16 protein-coding genes are annotated in these 18,996 nt (G+C 36.3%); 8 read left to right on the top strand and 8 right to left on the bottom strand.

Annotated features, from left to right (window positions below):
- The first annotated feature begins 2 nt into the window (after positions 1-2).
- From fusA to H5J24_RS20925, 4 genes are all read left to right on the top strand, one after another.
- On the top strand, positions 3-2,120 hold the full coding sequence (gene fusA, locus H5J24_RS20940; RefSeq protein ID WP_068940294.1) for an elongation factor G: 2,118 nt from the start codon (positions 3-5) through the stop codon (positions 2,118-2,120).
- 18 nt (positions 2,121-2,138) lie between these two features.
- Entirely contained in the window at positions 2,139-2,444 is a 306-nt protein-coding gene (gene rpsJ, locus H5J24_RS20935; RefSeq protein ID WP_002661363.1) for a 30S ribosomal protein S10, read from the top strand.
- A 299-nt stretch (positions 2,445-2,743) separates the two neighbouring features.
- Positions 2,744-4,753: a TonB-dependent receptor domain-containing protein gene (locus tag H5J24_RS20930; protein ID WP_068940292.1), complete on the top strand. Its 2,010-nt coding sequence runs from the start codon at positions 2,744-2,746 to the stop codon at positions 4,751-4,753.
- 358 nt (positions 4,754-5,111) lie between these two features.
- Complete coding sequence (locus tag H5J24_RS20925; RefSeq protein WP_068940290.1) at positions 5,112-5,615, top strand: low affinity iron permease family protein; 504 nt, start codon at positions 5,112-5,114, stop codon at positions 5,613-5,615.
- Between the two features lie 37 nt (positions 5,616-5,652).
- On the opposite strand, the gene H5J24_RS20920 is transcribed toward H5J24_RS20925, so the two are convergent.
- The 7 genes from H5J24_RS20920 to H5J24_RS20890 all read right to left on the bottom strand — a co-directional run bounded on the left by H5J24_RS20920 (position 5,653) and on the right by H5J24_RS20890 (position 15,076).
- Positions 5,653-8,391 carry a hypothetical protein gene (locus H5J24_RS20920; protein WP_068940288.1) on the bottom strand — a complete coding sequence of 913 codons (2,739 nt, stop codon included), beginning with the start codon at positions 8,389-8,391 and terminating at the stop codon, positions 5,653-5,655.
- A 114-nt stretch (positions 8,392-8,505) separates the two neighbouring features.
- Positions 8,506-9,477 (bottom strand): hypothetical protein, encoded by a 972-nt coding sequence (locus tag H5J24_RS20915; RefSeq protein ID WP_068940286.1) that lies wholly within the window; start codon positions 9,475-9,477, stop codon positions 8,506-8,508.
- Positions 9,478-9,729: 252 nt separating this feature from the next.
- Positions 9,730-10,149: a hypothetical protein gene (locus H5J24_RS20910; protein ID WP_068940284.1), complete on the bottom strand. Its 420-nt coding sequence runs from the start codon at positions 10,147-10,149 to the stop codon at positions 9,730-9,732.
- A 250-nt stretch (positions 10,150-10,399) separates the two neighbouring features.
- A complete protein-coding gene (locus H5J24_RS20905) occupies positions 10,400-11,209 on the bottom strand; it encodes a hypothetical protein (protein WP_082811001.1) in 810 nt (269 codons plus the stop codon).
- An 8-nt stretch (positions 11,210-11,217) separates the two neighbouring features.
- Positions 11,218-11,949, bottom strand: coding sequence for an MIP/aquaporin family protein (locus H5J24_RS20900; RefSeq protein WP_068940283.1), 732 nt, complete (start codon positions 11,947-11,949; stop codon positions 11,218-11,220).
- A 24-nt stretch (positions 11,950-11,973) separates the two neighbouring features.
- Complete coding sequence (gene glpK / locus H5J24_RS20895) at positions 11,974-13,470, bottom strand: glycerol kinase GlpK (RefSeq protein WP_068940282.1); 1,497 nt, start codon at positions 13,468-13,470, stop codon at positions 11,974-11,976.
- Between the two features lie 7 nt (positions 13,471-13,477).
- Positions 13,478-15,076 carry a glycerol-3-phosphate dehydrogenase/oxidase gene (locus H5J24_RS20890; RefSeq protein ID WP_068940281.1) on the bottom strand — a complete coding sequence of 533 codons (1,599 nt, stop codon included), beginning with the start codon at positions 15,074-15,076 and terminating at the stop codon, positions 13,478-13,480.
- Between the two features lie 290 nt (positions 15,077-15,366).
- Between H5J24_RS20890 and H5J24_RS20885 the strand changes: the two genes are divergently transcribed.
- The gene (locus H5J24_RS20885) at positions 15,367-16,131 is read left to right on the top strand and encodes a DeoR/GlpR family DNA-binding transcription regulator (protein ID WP_068940278.1); all 765 of its coding nucleotides are present in this window, start codon (positions 15,367-15,369) and stop codon (positions 16,129-16,131) included.
- Here the strand turns inward: H5J24_RS20885 and H5J24_RS20880 are convergent, their stop codons facing one another.
- Complete coding sequence (locus H5J24_RS20880; RefSeq protein WP_068940276.1) at positions 16,132-17,151, bottom strand: tetratricopeptide repeat protein; 1,020 nt, start codon at positions 17,149-17,151, stop codon at positions 16,132-16,134.
- A 301-nt stretch (positions 17,152-17,452) separates the two neighbouring features.
- On the opposite strand from H5J24_RS20880, the gene rplC reads away from it, so the two are divergent.
- From rplC to rplW, 3 genes are read left to right on the top strand one after another with little or no spacing between them, the layout of a single operon-like run.
- Complete coding sequence (gene rplC / locus H5J24_RS20875) at positions 17,453-18,076, top strand: 50S ribosomal protein L3 (RefSeq protein ID WP_068940275.1); 624 nt, start codon at positions 17,453-17,455, stop codon at positions 18,074-18,076.
- Positions 18,067-18,696, top strand: coding sequence for a 50S ribosomal protein L4 (rplD, locus tag H5J24_RS20870; protein WP_047422406.1), 630 nt, complete (start codon positions 18,067-18,069; stop codon positions 18,694-18,696). The genes rplC and rplD overlap by 10 nt, the downstream gene beginning before the upstream one ends.
- Positions 18,697-18,699: 3 nt before the next feature.
- Positions 18,700-18,990 carry a 50S ribosomal protein L23 gene (gene rplW / locus H5J24_RS20865; protein WP_045491154.1) on the top strand — a complete coding sequence of 97 codons (291 nt, stop codon included), beginning with the start codon at positions 18,700-18,702 and terminating at the stop codon, positions 18,988-18,990.
- The last annotated feature ends 6 nt before the right edge of the window (positions 18,991-18,996 follow it).

Genomic DNA, 18,996 nt, shown 5'->3' with positions numbered 1-18,996 from the left:
AAATGGGTAGAGATCTTAAATTTACAAGAAACATTGGTATTGCTGCTCACATTGATGCAGGTAAAACTACCACTACTGAAAGGATTTTATTCTATACAGGAGTAAACCACAAAATTGGAGAGGTTCACGATGGTGCTTCTACAATGGACTGGATGGAGCAGGAAGCAGAAAGAGGTATTACTATTACTTCTGCTGCAACTACTTGTTCTTGGAACTTTCCAACAGACCAAGGAAAGCCTCTTGCAGATACTAAGCCTTACCACTTCAACATCATTGATACACCGGGACACGTTGACTTCACTGTAGAAGTAAACAGATCTTTAAGAGTATTAGATGGATTGGTATTCTTATTCTCAGCAGTAGATGGAGTAGAGCCTCAGTCTGAAACAAACTGGAGACTTGCTGACAACTATAAAGTTGCTAGAATGGGATTCGTAAACAAAATGGACAGACAAGGTGCTGACTTCCTTAACGTGGTAAACCAGGTTAAAGATATGTTAGGATCTAACGCAGTTCCAATCGTTTTACCAATCGGTGCTGAAGAAGATTTCAAAGGAGTTGTAGACTTAATTAAAAACAGAGCGATCATCTGGGATGAAGCTGGACAAGGTGCTACTTTCGAGGTAGTTCCAATTCCTGAAGACATGAAAGATGAAGTTCTTGAATATAGAGAGAAATTAGTAGAAGCTGTTTCTGAATATGACGAAACTTTGATGGAGAAATTCTTCGAAGATCCGGATTCAATTACAGAAGAAGAAATCAATGCTGCATTGAGAGCTGCTACTATCGATTTATCTATTATCCCAATGACTTGTGGTTCTTCGTTCAAGAACAAAGGAGTACAGTTTATGTTGGATGCAGTATGTAAATACTTGCCTTCTCCATTGGATAAAGATGATATCAAAGGTACTGACCCAAGAACAGACGCTGAAATTACAAGAAAGCCATCTGTAGATGAGCCTTTCTCTGCTTTGGCATTTAAGATTGCTACTGACCCGTTCGTGGGAAGATTAGCATTCTTCAGAGCATACTCTGGAAGACTGGATGCTGGTTCTTATATCTTGAACACTCGTTCAGGAGATAAAGAAAGAATCTCTAGAATCTATCAGATGCACGCTAACAAGCAAAACCCAGTAGAATATATTGAAGCTGGTGATATTGGTGCAGCGGTAGGATTCAAGTCTATCAAAACTGGTGATACAATGTGTGACGAGAAAAACCCAATCGTTCTTGAATCGATGGTTTTCCCTGATCCGGTAATTGGTATCGCTGTTGAGCCTAAAACTAAAGCTGACCAAGATAAAATGGGTAACGCTCTAGCTAAATTGGCTGAAGAAGATCCAACGTTTACGGTAAGAACTGACGAGGCTTCTGGACAAACGATCATCTCTGGTATGGGTGAGCTTCACTTAGATATCATTGTAGACCGTATGAAGAGAGAATTCAAGGTTGAAGTAAACCAAGGACAACCTCAGGTAGAGTACAAAGAAAACTTAACAAAAGTTGCTCAACACAGAGAAGTTTACAAAAAACAATCTGGTGGTAAAGGTAAATTTGCTGACATTGTATTTGAACTAGGACCTGCAGACGAAGGTAAAGTTGGTTTAGAATTCATCAATGAGATCAAAGGTGGTAACGTTCCTAGAGAATTTGTTCCTGCGATTGAAAAAGGATTTAAAGCTGCAATGAAGAACGGTCCATTGGCTGGTTTCGAAGTTGAAGGTATTAAAGTTACTCTTAAAGATGGATCTTTCCACGCGGTGGATTCTGATGCCCTTTCTTTCGAAATGGCTGCTAAATTAGGATTTAAAGAAGCGGGACGTGCTGCTAAACCAGTAATTATGGAGCCTATTATGAAACTGGAAGTTGTAACTCCAGAAGAATACATGGGTAACATCATTGGTGACCTTAACAAGAGAAGAGGTACAATCAGTGGTCAGGAAGAGAAAAATGGAGCTGTTGTAATCAAAGGTTCTGTTCCACTTTCTGAAATGTTTGGATATGTTACTACTCTAAGAACACTTTCATCAGGAAGAGCTACTTCTTCTATGGAATTAGAGAAGTATCAAGCTACTCCACAAAACGTTGCTGAAGATATCATCGCTAAAGCAAAAGGTTAATTTTTTAAAGTACAAGAAATGTCACAAAGAATCAGAATAAAATTAAAATCTTACGATTACAACTTGGTAGACAAGTCTGCTGAGAAAATCGTAAAAACGGTAAAGGCTACTGGTGCTGTTGTAAACGGACCAATTCCATTGCCAACGAATAAGAGAATCTTCACAGTGTTGAGATCTCCGCACGTAAACAAGAAAGCAAGAGAGCAGTTCCAATTATCAGCTCACAAGAGACTAATGGATATCTACTCTTCTTCTTCTAAAACTGTTGATGCTCTAATGAAATTAGAACTTCCTTCAGGTGTAGACGTTGAAATTAAAGTGTGATAAATGCATACTTTGCAATGATTATACAATCCGTTCCTTTTTAGGAACGGATTTTTTTATTTCTATTCATCAATCCTTTCCAATATACATTTGATGTTTTTGCTTTTTATTATTGATAATGATAGGATAACCGTAAGAACCTATCCTCAATAATCGTATAGCTGTGTTGGCATATTTTTATCAGAATTATTATGATATTGTTGATCTCACATTCAAGGGGGATTTATAAGGTGACATATCTCACCTTGGTTTATTTATTTAGAATTATTAAAAATAATAATTTTGCAAAAAAATTCTTGATGTTTAGAACAGTATCTTTTTCCTTGCTTGTTTTAGGATCAGCTTTCATGAGCGGTCAGAAAACTAAGGACACGTTAAAAAGTAACCATATTAATGAAGTAGTAATAACGGGTTCCGGGTATGCTCAGAAAATCAAAGACACACCAGCTACGATTTCTGTAATTTCTCAGGCAGATCTTAAAAAAAGAGCGTATAGAGACATTACCGATGCATTGCAGGATGTTCCGGGTGTTTTCGTTACAGGGGGAGGAAGTACAAGTGATTTCTCAATAAGAGGTGCCGAATCTGGCCAGACATTGGTCTTAATTGACGGTAAAAGAATCAACACAAGAGAAACAAGACCCAATTCGGACGGCCCAGGTATTGAACAAGGATGGATGCCGCCATTGGAAACTATTGAAAGAATTGAAGTCGTAAAAGGACCCATGTCTTCATTATATGGTTCTGATGCGATGGGTGGAGTAATCAATATTATCACTAAAAAACTGAGTAACGGCTGGAGAGGATCTGTTGGAACAAGTTTAGTACAGCAGGTACATAAAGAATCTGGAAATACCTACCAGATTGATGGATATGCTGCCGGCTCTTTAGTGAAAAACCTTCTTCAGATGAAAGTGACCGGGAGTTATTCCGACAGAAATGAAGATAAATTTGTAGGTGGATTTACAGAAAGAGTTATTAAAGCTTTTGGTACAGAATTCAGCCTTACTCCCAATACAAAAAATACCTTTAAGCTAAGCTACGATTATAACCGTCAGGAAAGAAATCAGAATCCTGGTTATTCATTAGGTCCTACGGCAAAAAGTTCACGCAATAATTACGAGAGAAATGTATTGGCATTAAGCCACAAAGGAGATTATTCAAACTTCCATACAAACTCTTATATCCAGTATGATAATACCAATAATCCAAACAGGGATATGAGGTATGAGACTTTAGCTGCGTACAGTCTTAATAATTTCAATATTAAAGAACATGTGATCAGCTTTGGAGCAGAATACAGATATGAGAGACTGAATGATTTGGGGAACAAAATGAAGTCTGAAAATGGGGAAGTGGTAACCCAGCTTACCCGTTGGAACTGGTCTGCTTTTGCAGAAGGAAACTGGAAGTTAGTCAATAAACTACATTTGGTTACAGGAGCACGTTTGGATAATGATGAAAACTATGGTGCTAACTTTACTCCAAGAGGATATTTAGTATGGAGCGCTACCAACAACTTTACTTTTAAAGGAGGTGCATCATGGGGATATAAAGCTCCAGGCCTAAGAGCTGTAAATCCAGGATGGGGACAGGTAACCGGTGGTGGAACTCAGGATGGAGTAATCATTGGAAATAAAGATCTTAAACCGGAGAAAAGCTTTAACCAGGAATTAACCGTAATGTTTGAAGATAATAAGAAAGTGATTAACCTAAGTGTAACAGGTTTTAACACAGACTTTAAAAACAAACTGGTTGAAGTTAGAAAATGTAACAATACCGAAGAATGCAAACAGTTTGAAGCTTTATATAATCATATTTATGATTTTATCTCTACAAGAGAAAATCTTGGTAAGGCAAACAGCATGGGGCTTGAAGCTAATCTTGGGGTAAACGTATCGAAGGATATTGTATTAAAAGCAAACTATACTTATACAGATACAAAGATTAAATCTGATGAAATTCCTGCACTTTACAATAAACCCTACGCTAGAATCCCTAAGCATATGGCCAATGTAAACCTATCATGGAAAGCCAATGACAGCTTTGAATTCTGGTCAAGAGGAAACTACAGAAGTGAGAGCCAGCCGGGAGTAAGCAGAGGGAAAGCACAGGAATACCCAATCCCATCTTATTTCCTATTAGATTTAGGAACTGTATACAGACTGAATAAACATGTTCGTTTCACATTTGGTGTGTACAATCTATTAGATAAAGATATCCGTAATGATACCAGTGATCCTGCTGCCAATTTTGGTTTCAGAATCGATGGAATCAGATATCAGTTCGGAGCAAACTATTTCTTTTAAACCCAATGGAAAAGTTGAAAAAAATGTTGATGAAATACAATAAAAAATGTTCTTACTAAAGAATATGAGAAGTGATTTTAGATTTGCAGAGAAAAGCAGCTGCTCAAGGAGAGTATTCATTCGGATTCAAAGTAAGAAATAACGATATTAATACTGGTTTAGAAAGGAGGAATTACTACAGATTCCTTTCTCAAATTTGTATTAACTTTTAATTTATTCATATCAAATTAATTTTGTAAACATTAAGATGAATCAATCATCTTAATGTTTTTTGTTATATACTCTTCTATCTTTATTTCAATATTTCTTTCACACGTTCAGGTTAATTTTATACATTTAATATAAAATAATCTGACCTATGGATCACAAGAATAATAATCTTTTTGAAAAATTTTCGAACTGGGCTGTTAAATTTACAGGTAGCCAGTATGCTTTTATTGGAGCAACATTTGTGGTTTTGGCCTGGGCGGTTACGGGACCTTTTTTTAATTATTCAGAAACCTGGCAGTTGGTTATCAATACGGGAACTACCATTATTACCTTTCTCATGGTTTTTCTCATTCAGAAAGCTCAGAATAAAGATTCAAAAGCTATACAGATTAAACTTAACGAACTCATTGCAGCCCATGAAAAGGCAAGCAACAGGATTGTAGATATTGAAGACCTTACTGAAGCAGAATTAGATCAGCTTCATCATTATTATGAAAATCTGGCCCAATTTGCTAAAAAAGATATAGATATTCATACTTCCCATTCCATAGATGTTGCACAGATCAACCAAAATTATAAGCATGAATTCTTTAAAAGGAAACATGAAGAATGGCTTCAAAAACAGGAACAACAAAAAAAGGAATCACAATGATTCCTTTTTTTATTTGAAGTTGATAATTTTATTTATTTTATCTCATGAAATAGCTGAAATAACTACAGCTTCCCATCAGGCTTTTTGTAGTTTCAGCATCTGAATACTGTGCCTTTAGCTGAGCAAAATAGGTTCTGTATTTTTGATTCTTCAGGTTGTCCATTTCCTTTTGACGGGCATCTTCTTTTTCAGACCATTTCGGATCAGAATAATCAAAATCTTTTGGAGCTTTAGCTTCATACTGGTAATATTTACCTTGCTCGGCACTTGCCATCTGGAACAGAATTCGAGCCTTTTCTTCTTTATTATTGGAAAGCGTAAGGGCTTTTTGATAATAGTTGATCACTAAATCGAAATTATCAGGTTCAATATAAGACGTATCTAGGAAGTTTTTATAATAATACTTGTAAGGATTTCCTTTGTCATTATTCCAGAAGTAATATTTTCCGCCATTGCTGTTATCAATATCCATAACGAAAAGGTGTCTGTAATATCCTAAAATGGAAGTATTGTATAGCAGGTTTCCGATAAGTTGGTTAGCTCTTGCCGCCTTTTCATCCTTACCATTTCCGATTTTCTTAAGCTGGATCAGAGCATCAGTTAAATCCAGTTTATTCATATTGTCTTTAATGAAAGGGAACTCAGTGTAGCCTTCAGACTTCATAGATTCAGTATCAGGACTTTGGTAGCTTTCCCACACATTATGCCCAAAAACAAGACTTGAAATATTATTAAAGCCATTGTATTCAGAAGATGCATATTGCTTTGAAGTAATAGTTTGGCCGCTTTTTTCACTCCAGTCATAATTTTCTCTTGGAATTCCACCGAACTTCTTTACTTTTTCATAATATGATTTAGCCTTTTCAAAATCAGCAAGTCTCATTGCTCTGTCACCATAAATGGTATTGAAGAAAGCCTCAATATTTCCAACACTATCCATATTCTTTGCAATAATTTGTTGTTCAAATTGAGTTTTGTTAGGTTTTCTGTAGAACTCCTCAACACTTTTTACAAGACTTGAGTTTGGATTATACTGAAGGTCAGAAAGGGTATTGTTCATCAGGAATGATTTTCCGTCTTCTCCCTGAAGGAAATAACGGTTGGCCATTACATCTTTTAAGAAATCTGCAGTGGAAGGTGCACTGCCATAATAATCGTAATCATTATTGACATTGGCAGTATCTTTTTTTACTTCTTTCTCTACAAAATATTCAGCATAATCCTTCATGAGATGATCTTCAAAAGCGGCATCCACTTTTGGTTGGGAAACAATGTCATTAAGAACTTTCATCCTTTTAATTTCCTCCAGATATTCCGGATTGGTTGTCTTGATGTCATTCAGAATTTCAGTACTTTCCTTATAATCTTTCTTTAAAAACTTAAGATACGCATCTGCAATCTGCCAGTATTCGTCTTTGGATTTCTCTTTTGCCTTCGAAGTAAATTTTTCAAGGTCATCAAGATAATTTTTGGTATTATCATCGTACCCGCTATATCCGGTGGTGTAAAAAGGAATTCTGTTCGGATTGTTCAGCAATTCATCATCACTCTGATCAGCTTTATTTCCATTACCGGATGCTTCAGATTTTGAACCTCCGAAAAGATTTTTGAAGAACCTTACAATTTTCTGCCAGAAAGATACTTTTTCTTCTTTCACTTCTTTTACTTCCGTTGTTTTCTTATCAGAGGCAGCATCTTTTGAATTATGGGTTTCAGTATTTCCCCTGTAGACAGATACTCTCCCGTAAGCATCAGAAGTATAATAATAGATCGGAAGGTAGCTTCTTTCCAGTTCATTGATACTTCTTACTGCCATTACTTTTAAGATTTCAGAATCCGGATTGATGTCAAACATCTTTTCCATAATGGGAATAGGGTTGTTGAAATCTTCATATCCTAAAAGGAAATAGGCCATGTTCTTTTCTTCATTCGTGTTGGCTCTTTTCATAATATTACTGAAAGAAGCTGTATCCGAAAGTTTCATAGAAACAAAAGAAGATTCTTTACGATCTTTACTGTTCATGAATACCTGGAAAAAATTCCAGTTGGCATCACTATTCATTTCCAATCCTCGTTGAGCACCTGCCAATTGGTCTAAAGCCATATAATATACAGTACCCTTTAATTTGATAGGTTCAATATAGCTTTTGAAAGCCTGAAGTGCAGAGTCATAGTTTCTGGTATAGTGGTTCAAACGAACCAATTGGTATCCATAACGTTGTTTGATCTCAGGATTTCTGGAGGCATGATACAAAGATGTTAAGGCTGCAATTGTTTTATTATAATCAAGAGAGGTGGCATTTTTTCTGTTCTCATCTCTGTTATAATAGAAAGAATTTTCACTTTCAACGTAATTGATGCTCATATAAGGTTCCAGATATTTAGCTTCAATTAAATAATCAATTCCCTCTTTATATTTCTGGTAAAATCCTGTTCCTAGCTTTTGTAAAAGAGGGTGGGTAGGAGTTCCGTTTTTAAGAGCATTCAAATCATTCATACTTAATTTATATACTAGACTCTGGGTCTCGGCATAATTAAGCTGATTGTTAAAATATTTCTTCCATGTTTCAATATTATCATCAGGAATCAATGAGGGATTGTATTCACCGTAGAATCTTGAAGAATAAGTGTGGAGGAAAGGAAGGTAAGACTTGTCCTTAATGATGCTCTGTGTAAAAAGATTGAAGTATTCATAATCCGGATCCGACCACGCACAAGCGTTGGAATTCGTATAGAAAAGAGATACAACCGCAAGTGAAAGAATATACTTTTTCATAGGGTTTGTAGTGTTTTTTTAGTTTTTATAGAGTTGTTTTTTGTAATTAATGGTGCGGGCAGAAAATAGCATAAGATGTAGAATTACTATTCTCTGTCTTAATCTATGATAGATTTAAAATTTTCGATCTAACACAAATTTACTATCTAATTGATAATAAATGATATTAAAATGCGGTATTTTTTTCTGAAGGAAAATAACCACATCAGTTAATTGTTCTTCCGAGATTTCTTCCACTTTTATTTTGAAGCCTTTATTGAGATAGCTGCCAAAGTAGAACCCGTCTTTCAGGACTTCAGCTTCATGATCGGAGATCTTTTTAAAGTTGGGATTTTCTAGGTCTTTTTTAGATAAAGCATTGATGAGTTTATGCTTGCCGAGATGATTCGTTATAATTCCCCATGAATAGATAGGCAGGGCAACTTCTATTTTCTGAATAGGATAGTCTTCCAGCTTCGAAAGATAACTTTTCAGAATATTCACATCCAGGATAGAATTTTTGTCTGACTTTTCCAATGGAGAAGAGGTGGAGTAGCACATCAGATATACCTTATTTACAGGTGGAGTACCTGTTTGCTTTTTATCTTTGACCTGATGAAGCCGTAAAGTACAGGTAACATCCTTTCCGGAAATTCTTTTGAGTTCTTTTAAAAATTTAAAATAATCATCCCGTGTGCCAGAAGTCCAGTCACAGTCAATTTGAATTTCATTGTTGATTTTTAAATGATATTCCTCTGCTTTTTTCTGAACCAAATGATGGATACTCTGCGCAAGGAACTTGATTTCTTCCTGAGTAATGCCAAGTAAAGTTGAATTCGTGATAAAAACCGTAGGGACAATTTGCTTATCGGTCTGAAAACTCTGGTCTTTTGTAATAGCAGCAACAGGCTGAAATTTTCCTCCGGCTTTATCAACATCAAAAAATCTTGTATATAAGTAAGGAACAGTTGCCTGATCTAAAGTTTTCTTCTCTTCCTGATCCAGTTTTAGATGCGTTTTCCAATAATAAAAGGTGTAAGGGTGGTTTTCTTTCTTACTGCATGAGACCATGAAAAGGAAAACCCATAATATATTCAGTATTTTCATACTTTGGTGTTGTATAATTGATTCATCAAAAGTAAAGATATTTACACAAACCCTTCATCGCGAAATCCCGGGATTTTTTATTCCTGACAAATTCCATAATCTCAAATGTCTCTTTCATCCAATTCTTATAATTAGTATAACCATTCTCCTTCAGTGGAGGAGGTGACAAAAATTCTTTAAATTTTTTGACGGAGTGGTTTTCTACCCACAAACAAAAGCCACTCCCAAAGGAATGGCTGTGTTTATATCTTGTTATTCATAGAACTCACTTTCACAAGAACAGGTCTCTTTATCTATACTCTCTCTGGCAGAACAGCAGCCTTCAAGATTTTGAATATTTCCCTTTTCATCTGTAAGGTAGATTTTATTTTTATCAAATTTCACAAAGAAAGTTTCATCATATTTTTTGAATTGTACCTTCATTACCTTACTGGGGGCATATTTCCCAGCATTAATTTCTTCTGTAGTTTCTTTTCCGTTAGCTTGGTTTACCTGAACATACCCAAAGAGGACATCACCATTCTTTTTAACATCCAAATAATATTGAGGAGTACCCGTACCGCTGTATCCCTCCAGAATATCAAAACTTCTGTGCCCGGTAAAAGGAACCTTTACCTGTGCAAGAGTGAAAATGCTGATGCATAAGACCACTAGACTGAAAATCTTTTTCATATTTTTTTCTTCAAATTTAAAAATATATTCTCAATCCTTAAACCGTAAAATCCCGGTAATCGTCTAAGCACTCATCATTAGAATTATCCAGCCTTCTTTACTTTCTACTCCTCATTCGTATAGCCATTTTCCTCCACAGAAGGGGTGGCAAAAATTAAAAAATTTTTGACGGGGTGGTTTTTTCTTATCCAATAAACAAAAAACCACCCCAAAAGGAGTGGCTTATATATAATTTAGTTAATTATTAACATTAAAAAACAGTCGCAGCCAACTGAATTCTTGCATACTTATTAGAAGGATTCCACATAGCCATCATAGAAACAGGTAAGCTATAATGTTCTGTAATCTTAAGAACTTTTCCTGCTTTTACACCTATATTGACAATATCGAAGTTGTTTTTTCCATTCCCATACAAAAAGGTGTTGCCATTCAATGAGAATCCTGCTCCAACAAAAGCATCCAGATTAACTTTCTGTCCGCTGATAACAGGATAACTAGCCTGAACATAGGTAGAGTATCTGTTCTTTTTATAACTTCCATCAGGTTCCAGAATCACTTCTCCGGCATTAGCTCCTCCATATAACATGATGTCTGCTTCAATATTGATTGGGAATGCAGGTCCAAAAGTATAATTGGTTCTTAAATCAATAATATGAGCTGTTCTTCTTTGTGAATAACTGAAAATGTCATCCGCAGCAACAGCAGTATTGATGTTTCTTGAATTATAAAGATCCCATAATCCAATATAAAAACGTCCGTTAGAATACTGAACATAATAATTGATCTCTTTATAATGGGTGTTGTCTTTATCATCTGCAAGAGCAGAGGCTCCCCAGATACCCACTTTCCATTTCTTTTCCGCATCCAAAGCATAAGAAAGATTTCCCATTACAACAGGTTTATCTGTAATAATCAAACCTCTCCACAAGTGGTTGTTTTGAATGTTTGCGGTAAAATCCAGCCTTCCTTCTTTGGTTTCCTTAGCTTCACTGCTTTCCTGAGAAAATAACCTTCCTGTACCTAATGTAAGCAGAAGGATTCCTTTTACTATTTTCATCATCTGTATTTTTATTTTAATGTTATGAATAATAACGCAGCAATAACAGCACCTACAACAGGACCTATCACTGGAATCCACGCATAGCTCCAATCACTGCTTCCTTTTACCGGAAGAATGGCATGCATGATTCTTGGAGCAAGATCTCTGGCAGGGTTAATGGCATAGCCAGTAGTTCCTCCCAAGGAAAGCCCGATCACCCATACAAGAAATGTTACAGGAATGGCTCCCACTGAACCTAATCCAACTTTTGCATGAGGATCCGCCTGTAAATTAATGCTTGGATCTGAAAAGTGGAAAATAACAAATACCAGTACAAATGTTCCGATAATTTCACTGATAAGGTTCGATGAAACTTTTCGGATAGCAGGACCTGTACTGAAACAAGCCAGTTTTGCTCCTTCGTCTTCCGTAATAGCAAAATGATCCTTATGAAAAAGCCAAACTAAGAATGCTCCCAACATACCTCCAATCATCTGAGCCGCAATATAAGACGGAACCAGATCCCAGGAAAATTTTCCTGCAACAGCTAACCCAATGGTAACAGCCGGATTCAAATGAGCGCCACTTACAGGCCCCGCAACAGTTACCCCTACAAAAACGGCTAATGCCCAGGCAGTGGTAATAACAATCCAACCGGAATTATTTCCTTTGGTATCCTTCAAGACAACATTGGCTACAACACCGTTGCCTAACAAAATTAGAAGCATCGTTCCGATCACTTCTGCGATAAATGGAGTCATATGTGTATTTTTAAGGTCAGTGAATTAATCTTCTATCCAGCTTTGAGCACGGGATACCGCTTTGTTCCATGAATGAACCATGGCATCTACTTTTTCTTTTTCCAATTGAGGATGGAAATCTTTGTCTACAATCCATTGTTCCTGGATTTCGTCAATATTTTTCCAATATCCTACTGCAAGGCCTGCTAAATAAGCTGCTCCTAATGCTGTTGTTTCTAATGTTTTTGGTCTTGTGATTTTAAACCCGAAAAGGTCAGACTGTATCTGCATCAACAAGTTGCTTGCTGAAGCACCACCATCTACTCTCAGTTCAAGACTCGCTCTTCCGGAATCTGCTTCCATAGATTTTACAATATCATATACCTGAAATGCAATGCCTTCCAAAGTAGCTCTTGCAATATGGGCATCAGTCGTACCACGGGTAATTCCTACGATAGTACCTCGGGCATATTGGTCCCAGTGTGGAGCACCTAAGCCTGTAAGGGCAGGCACGAAGTAAACACCGCCGTTATCTTCAACAGATGCAGCCAGATTATTCACTTCATCAGAAGAATGAATAAGTTTAAGGCCGTCTCTCAGCCATTGAATAGCAGCACCACCTACAAATACACTTCCTTCTAAGGCATAGTTAACCTCTCCATTGATTTTCCAGGCAACTGTTGTTAAAAGATTGTTCTTTGAAGAAACAGCTTCTTTTCCTGTATTCATTAATAGGAAGCATCCTGTTCCGTAAGTATTCTTTACCATTCCTGGATTGATGCACATTTGTCCGAATAAGGCTGCCTGCTGATCTCCTGCAATTCCCGCAATCGGAATTTTGGTAGAGAATAGAGTAGTAGCTGTTTCACCGTATACTTCACTGCTTTGTTTTACCTCAGGAAGAATCGCTTTAGGAATATTGAATAGTTCCAATAGATCATTATCCCATTCCAATGTATGGATATTCAAAAGCATGGTTCTGCTGGCATTCGAAACATCCGTAATGAACATTTTCCCGCGGGTTAACTTCCATACAAGCCAAGTATCAACAGTTCCAAAACATAATTTTCCGGCTTCCGCTTTTTCTCTTGCTCCATCAACATTGTCCAGGATCCATTTTAATTTGGTTGCCGAGAAATAAGCATCTAATACAAGACCTGTTTTTTCTTTGATGATTTCTGCGTGGCCTTGTTCTTTCAGTTCATCACAATATTTGGAGGTCCTTCTGTCTTGCCATACAATAGCATTATAAATAGGTTCTCCGGTTTCTTTATCCCAAACTATTGTTGTTTCACGCTGGTTGGTAATTCCAATAGCCGCTACTTCCAGTCCGGAAATGCCTGCTTTGGCAATAATTTCTGCAGCAACAGAGATCTGTGATGACCAGATTTCGTTCGGATCATGTTCTACCCAGCCTGGAGTAGGGAAGATTTGTCTGAAATCTTTTTGAGATACATATTTGATCTCTCCGCTATGGTTGAATAGAATCGCTCTGGAGGAAGTAGTTCCCTGATCCAAAGCGAGGATTAACTTTTCATTCATATGGTGATTAATTAAGGTTGATAACTTTAGGTGAATAAGGAGTTAGTAAATATCCTTTTGCCAATTCGATGAATTCATTTTCCTGTTCCTGAGCCCATTCTTCAGAATATCCTTTCTCTTCAGCAATAATTCTTGCTACATTATGGGCACTGTCTATAGCTGCTCTTGCATCCAGGAATAACAGGCGTGCTCTTCTTGCCAGTACATCTTCAATGGTTTCCGCCATTTCATTTCTCGCTGCCCAAACTACTTCCGCTACGGTGAATGGATGGTCTGGATGTATTTTTTGTGAAAAACGTGGATTACTTTCCTGTAAAGCTTTTATAGCAGGAATGTCAGATCCGTATACATATAAATGATTGGTTCTGTCTACTTGCTCTGGTTTTACATTTCCGTGAATAGACATATTTTCTGTCTTAGAAGTGGTATTACCTAGTTTGTGTACCTGCATGGCTTTGTCAATAGTATCTTCAGCCATTTTACGGTAAGTGGTCCACTTTCCGCCGATGATGGAAACCAATCCTGTATCGGAAGCAATCACTTTATGGCTTCGGGAAACTTCCTTGGTGTTCTTACTTCCATCTTTCGGAGCAGCAAGAGGACGGAGCCCGGCAAAAACAGATTTTACATCTTCGCGGGTTGGTTTTTTAGACAAGTATTGTCTTGCTGTGTTTAAAACAAAATTGATTTCCTCTTCTAAAGCACGAGGTTCAAAGCTCTCACTTTCCAAAAGAGTATCTGTAGTTCCTACCAATGCTCTGTCATGCCAAGGCACAACAAATAGAACCCTTCCATCAGAAGTTTTTGGGATCATAATGGCATCATCACTTTTCAAAAATGATTTATCCAATACAAGGTGTATCCCCTGGCTTGGTACTACCATTTTGCCATGTTTAGGATTGTTCATGTTTAGGATGTCATTCGTGAAAACACCGGTTGCATTGATGACTACTTTTCCATGAATTTGGTATTGCTGCTTAGAGAACTGATCTTCAGCGACTACACCAATGATTTTATTCTTGCCATCCTTCAGAAGATTGACAACCTTTACATAGTTGACTGCACTTCCTCCTTTTTCAATAATGGTCTGGGTTAAGTTGATCGCAAGTCTTGCATCATCAAACTGTCCGTCCTGGTAAACAACGCCACTTGCTAAGTGATTTTGTTCAATAGTAGGTAGTTTTTCAATGGTTTTTGATTTGCTGATGTATTTCGTTTTACCCAAACTTAATTTTCCGGCAAGGAAATCATATACAGATAAACCTATTTTATAATAGATTCCGCCCCACCAGGTATAATTAGGAATAATGAAAGATTGATTCTTTACAATATGTGCTGCATTTTTGGCCAACAGCCCTCTTTCCTTCAATGCTTCTTTCACTAAACCTACATCTCCTTGTGCTAAATATCTTACTCCGCCATGTACCAGTTTGGTACTTCTGCTGGAAGTTGCTTTCGCAAAGTCATGAGATTCAAGCAATAAAGTTTTGAATCCTCTGCTTACTGCGTCTAATGCTGAACCTAAACCACTGGCTCCCCCTCCTATGACTATAAAGTCCCATTCTTTTACATTGGTTAATTTACTGAGTTCTTCGTTTCGTTTCATAAATGTTTCGTTTATGTTTCGTTTTCAAATATATAAATTAAAAATGAAAGCAAAAAGAAAATAAATGAAATTTTATAATCTCCTATTATTATGATTTATAAGTACCTTTGTTCTTGAAGATGAAATAATTGTATATGGCCTTATAAAAAGAATAAAGACCCATATGTGAAAAAAAATCGGTAATTTTGATGAAACCTCTGTAGGAAAAGTATAAACTTATATGTCACGTTAGTGGAGGTTGCTGAAGGCAATAAAGAAAAAATAAGAAAACAACTGAAGGAACGAATAAAATGGAGAAGCTAATTCCAAGGCAGGATGAAATATTGAAAGAACTGGACGAAAAAGGACATGTTCTTGTTCAGGATCTATGTGAAAAACTGAATGTCTCTTCAGTTACGATACGAAAGGATTTGAACTATCTCGAAAGTTTAGGTCTTCTTTTTAGAAATCACGGAGGAGCGAGCAAGCAGGTAAGATATGCTTACGAAAAAAATGTGGTAGAGAAAGAAAATATTAATGTAGAAGCCAAGCAGGCTATTGCCAAAGCAGCGCTTTCATTGATTCAGGAAAACGATTGTATTATTTTGGCATCCGGAACTACCATGCACTACCTGGCAAGAATGTTGCTGAACTTCGGTCCGCTTACGGTCTTAACTTCCTCTTTGAGGGTAGCTATTGAACTTTGTAATAATCCTAATATTAATGTAATCCAGTTAGGAGGTGAGGTGAGAAAAAGCTCAACTTCAATTGTAGGATCTATTTCAGAAGGGATCCTTAAGCAATTTTCCTGTAATAAACTTTTTCTTGGAGTGGATGGCATAGACCCTGAATTTGGGATTAGTACTTCCAATGCTGCAGAAGCCCATCTTAATCAGGTGATGATTGAATGCGCTGATCAGACTGTTATCCTTGCGGATTCATCAAAGCTTAACAAGAAGGGGTTTGGTAAAATAGCTTCATTGGATAAGATAGATTACCTGATAACTGATAATGCTATAACGGATGAAGATAAAACTATATTAGAAGAATCGGGAGTTAGAGTGCTAAATGGTTGATTATTGTTTCTCAGGTTCATTCATTTCAAGTTCTTTGGCTCTTTTCATATCGGCATTGGCGAGATCTTCTTTTTTTAATAACTTATACAAATCTGCTCTGCTGTAATAAGCGCCTTTATATTCCGGGAAAATTTCTATGGCCTTATTGAAATCAGCTAATGCCTCTTTATACATTTTTAATTTCATATAAGAACTTCCCCGCAAGAAATAGCTTCCCATGTTTTGGTTATTATCGGCAAGATCCTTATTGAAATCCTGAATTGCCTTTTTGTATTCTCCATTGTGATAATAAAGACCTCCTCTGTTGTTATAAATTCCCGGATCTTTTGGATTCATCTCTATAACTTTGGAAAGATCACTAATAGCATTGCTCAAATCCTTTTTAAGGAAATAAAGATTGCCTCTTACTTTATAGGCTTCTACATTATCGCTATTTGGATTTAACTCTATGGATTTGTCTACATCTTTGAAAGCTTCATCAAAACGGTTCAGTGCTGCATAAATAGTTCCGCGTCCATAATAGGCTGAGCTATTTTTACTGTTGAGTTCAATCGCTTTATTAATGTCTGCTAGAGCATTCTCTGGTTGGTTTATGGTTATATAGTAAGTGCTCCTGTCAATATAGGCTTCTGTATATTGTGGGTCTGCTTCTATGGCCTTCGAAAAATTTTTAAATACTTCTTCCTGATTTTGTTTTTTTGTATAAACCAGGCCTTTTCCACGGTATGCACTGGCGTATTTGGGATTCATTTCAATGGCTTTGTCATAAGCAATTATACTCTTGTCATATTCTTCATTGTAAGCATAGGCAGTTCCTAAAAGATTATAAATACTATCCGTTGGCTTTAATTGTGTCGCTTCTATCAAACTTTTTATGGAAGCTTTGTAATCCTGTTTCTGGAATGTTTGCCATGCAGATAAGAAAAGCTGTCTTACTTTTTCATCTTTTGTATCTCCCTGTCCATACATGAATGGAGTAAGGAGAATGTATCCGATGATGATTAATAATTTTTTATTCATGTTTTTGTTTTTTAGGTTGAATATTAAAAAGATTTATATATCCTTTTCATTTTAAAAGTATAAAAAAATAACAGATTGAGAATAAAAAATGGTAAGTGTTTTCTCTATTTTGAAAATATGAAAATGTCTAAATGATTAAAAATCAAAATATTTTACTTAAAATATTTGTCGGTTACAAAATTATTCATAAATTTGCACACTCATTTTAGGAGCGTAGTGTGCCTATATCAAAAGTAGAAATCACTTCAGACTTCCGAAAAATGGGAAAAAATAAAGGATAAATTTTATTATAATATAAACAATGTCAGGTATTATTGGTAAAAAAATCGGTATGACATCTTTGTTTAACGAAGAAGGGAAAAACATTCCTTGTACAGTTATTCAAGCTGGTCCATGCTCGATTTTACAGGTCAGAACCTTAGAAAACGACGGTTATACAGCTGTGCAGTTAGGTTTCGATGACAAGAGTGAGAAGAACGTTGGTAAAGCGTTAGCTGGCCATTTTAAAAAGGCTGGTTCTGCTCCTAAAGCTAAATTGGTAGAATTCCACGATGGATTCACAGATGCTAAAGTAGGAGAGGAAGTAAATGTTCAACTATTCATCGAAGGTGAATATGTAGACGTAACAGGAACTTCAAAAGGTAAAGGTTTCCAAGGTGTTGTTAAAAGACACGGATTTGGAGGTGTAATGCAGGCAACTCATGGTCAGCACAACAGACTTAGAGCTCCAGGTTCTATCGGTGCTGGATCTGACCCTTCAAGAGTATTCAAAGGGATGAGAATGGCTGGAAGAATGGGAGGTAAGCAGGTAACTGTTCAAAACCTTCAAGTGTTAAAAGTTGATCAAGAACAAAATCTTTTAGTAGTAAAAGGTGCTGTTCCGGGAGCTAAAAATTCTTATGTAATTATCAGAAAATGGAACTAGTAGTATTAAATACATCAGGAAAAGAGACCGGAAGAAAAGTAACTCTAGACGAAACAGTATTCGGAATTGAGCCAAATCAGCACGCGGTTTACTTAGAAGTTAAACAGTACCTTGCTGCACAAAGACAAGGAACTCATAAAGCAAAAGAAAGAAGCGAAATTACTGCTTCTACTAAAAAGCTTAAGAAGCAAAAAGGATCTGGATCTGCTAGATATGGTGATATTAAATCTCCAACTTTCAGAGGTGGAGGTAGAGTATTCGGACCAAAACCAAGAGACTACAGATTCAAATTGAATAAAGCTCTTAAGAGATTAGCTAAAAAATCTGTTTTATCTCAGAAAATGAGAGACAACAGCATTAAAGTTTTAGAAGATGTGAGCTTTGCTGCTCCTAAGACTAAAGATTTTATCAATGTATTAAACGCATTGGAACTTAACGGTAAAAAATCTTTATTCGTTCTTCCTGAAGCTAACAAGAATGTGTATTTATCTTCAAGAAACTTACCTAAAACTAAAGTAATGAACTTCAACGAGATCAGTTCTTACGACTTAGTTAACGCTGGTGAGATCATTTTCTTCGAAGGTGCAGTTGAAAAATTCCAGGAAAATTTAAAGAAATAAGTCATGTCAGTTATTATTAAACCAGTTATTTCAGAAAAGGCTAACTACCTTACAGATTTAAGAGGTACTTATTCTTTCTTAGTTAACCCTAAGGCGAATAAGATCGAGATCAAAAAGGCTGTTGAAGCAGCTTACGGTGTAAAAGTAGCAGACGTTAATACAATGATTTATGCTCCGAAGGTTTCTTCAAAATACACTAAAAAAGGTCTTCAAGTAGGAAAGACAAACAAATTGAAAAAAGCGGTAATCAAACTTGCTGAAGGTGAGGTTATCGATATTTTTGCTGTAAATTAATTATTA

The organism is Chryseobacterium capnotolerans, assembly GCF_021278965.1.
In the GTDB taxonomy this organism is placed as follows: Bacteria; Bacteroidota; Bacteroidia; order Flavobacteriales; family Weeksellaceae; genus Chryseobacterium; species Chryseobacterium capnotolerans.
Note: the sequence above shows the minus strand (reverse complement) of the source record. Positions and strands in the feature narration are given on the sequence as shown.

Coding starts and splice junctions, on each gene's coding strand:
- fusA (WP_068940294.1), top strand. CDS start 3: ATGGGTAGAGATCTTAAATTTACAAGAAACATTGGTATTGCTGCTCAC.
- rpsJ (WP_002661363.1), top strand. CDS start 2,139: ATGTCACAAAGAATCAGAATAAAATTAAAATCTTACGATTACAACTTG.
- H5J24_RS20930 (WP_068940292.1), top strand. CDS start 2,744: ATGTTTAGAACAGTATCTTTTTCCTTGCTTGTTTTAGGATCAGCTTTC.
- H5J24_RS20925 (WP_068940290.1), top strand. CDS start 5,112: ATGGATCACAAGAATAATAATCTTTTTGAAAAATTTTCGAACTGGGCT.
- H5J24_RS20920 (WP_068940288.1), bottom strand. CDS start 8,391: ATGAAAAAGTATATTCTTTCACTTGCGGTTGTATCTCTTTTCTATACG.
- H5J24_RS20915 (WP_068940286.1), bottom strand. CDS start 9,477: ATGAAAATACTGAATATATTATGGGTTTTCCTTTTCATGGTCTCATGC.
- H5J24_RS20910 (WP_068940284.1), bottom strand. CDS start 10,149: ATGAAAAAGATTTTCAGTCTAGTGGTCTTATGCATCAGCATTTTCACT.
- H5J24_RS20905 (WP_082811001.1), bottom strand. CDS start 11,209: ATGATGAAAATAGTAAAAGGAATCCTTCTGCTTACATTAGGTACAGGA.
- H5J24_RS20900 (WP_068940283.1), bottom strand. CDS start 11,949: ATGACTCCATTTATCGCAGAAGTGATCGGAACGATGCTTCTAATTTTG.
- glpK (WP_068940282.1), bottom strand. CDS start 13,470: ATGAATGAAAAGTTAATCCTCGCTTTGGATCAGGGAACTACTTCCTCC.
- H5J24_RS20890 (WP_068940281.1), bottom strand. CDS start 15,076: ATGAAACGAAACGAAGAACTCAGTAAATTAACCAATGTAAAAGAATGG.
- H5J24_RS20885 (WP_068940278.1), top strand. CDS start 15,367: ATGGAGAAGCTAATTCCAAGGCAGGATGAAATATTGAAAGAACTGGAC.
- H5J24_RS20880 (WP_068940276.1), bottom strand. CDS start 17,151: ATGAATAAAAAATTATTAATCATCATCGGATACATTCTCCTTACTCCA.
- rplC (WP_068940275.1), top strand. CDS start 17,453: ATGTCAGGTATTATTGGTAAAAAAATCGGTATGACATCTTTGTTTAAC.
- rplD (WP_047422406.1), top strand. CDS start 18,067: ATGGAACTAGTAGTATTAAATACATCAGGAAAAGAGACCGGAAGAAAA.
- rplW (WP_045491154.1), top strand. CDS start 18,700: ATGTCAGTTATTATTAAACCAGTTATTTCAGAAAAGGCTAACTACCTT.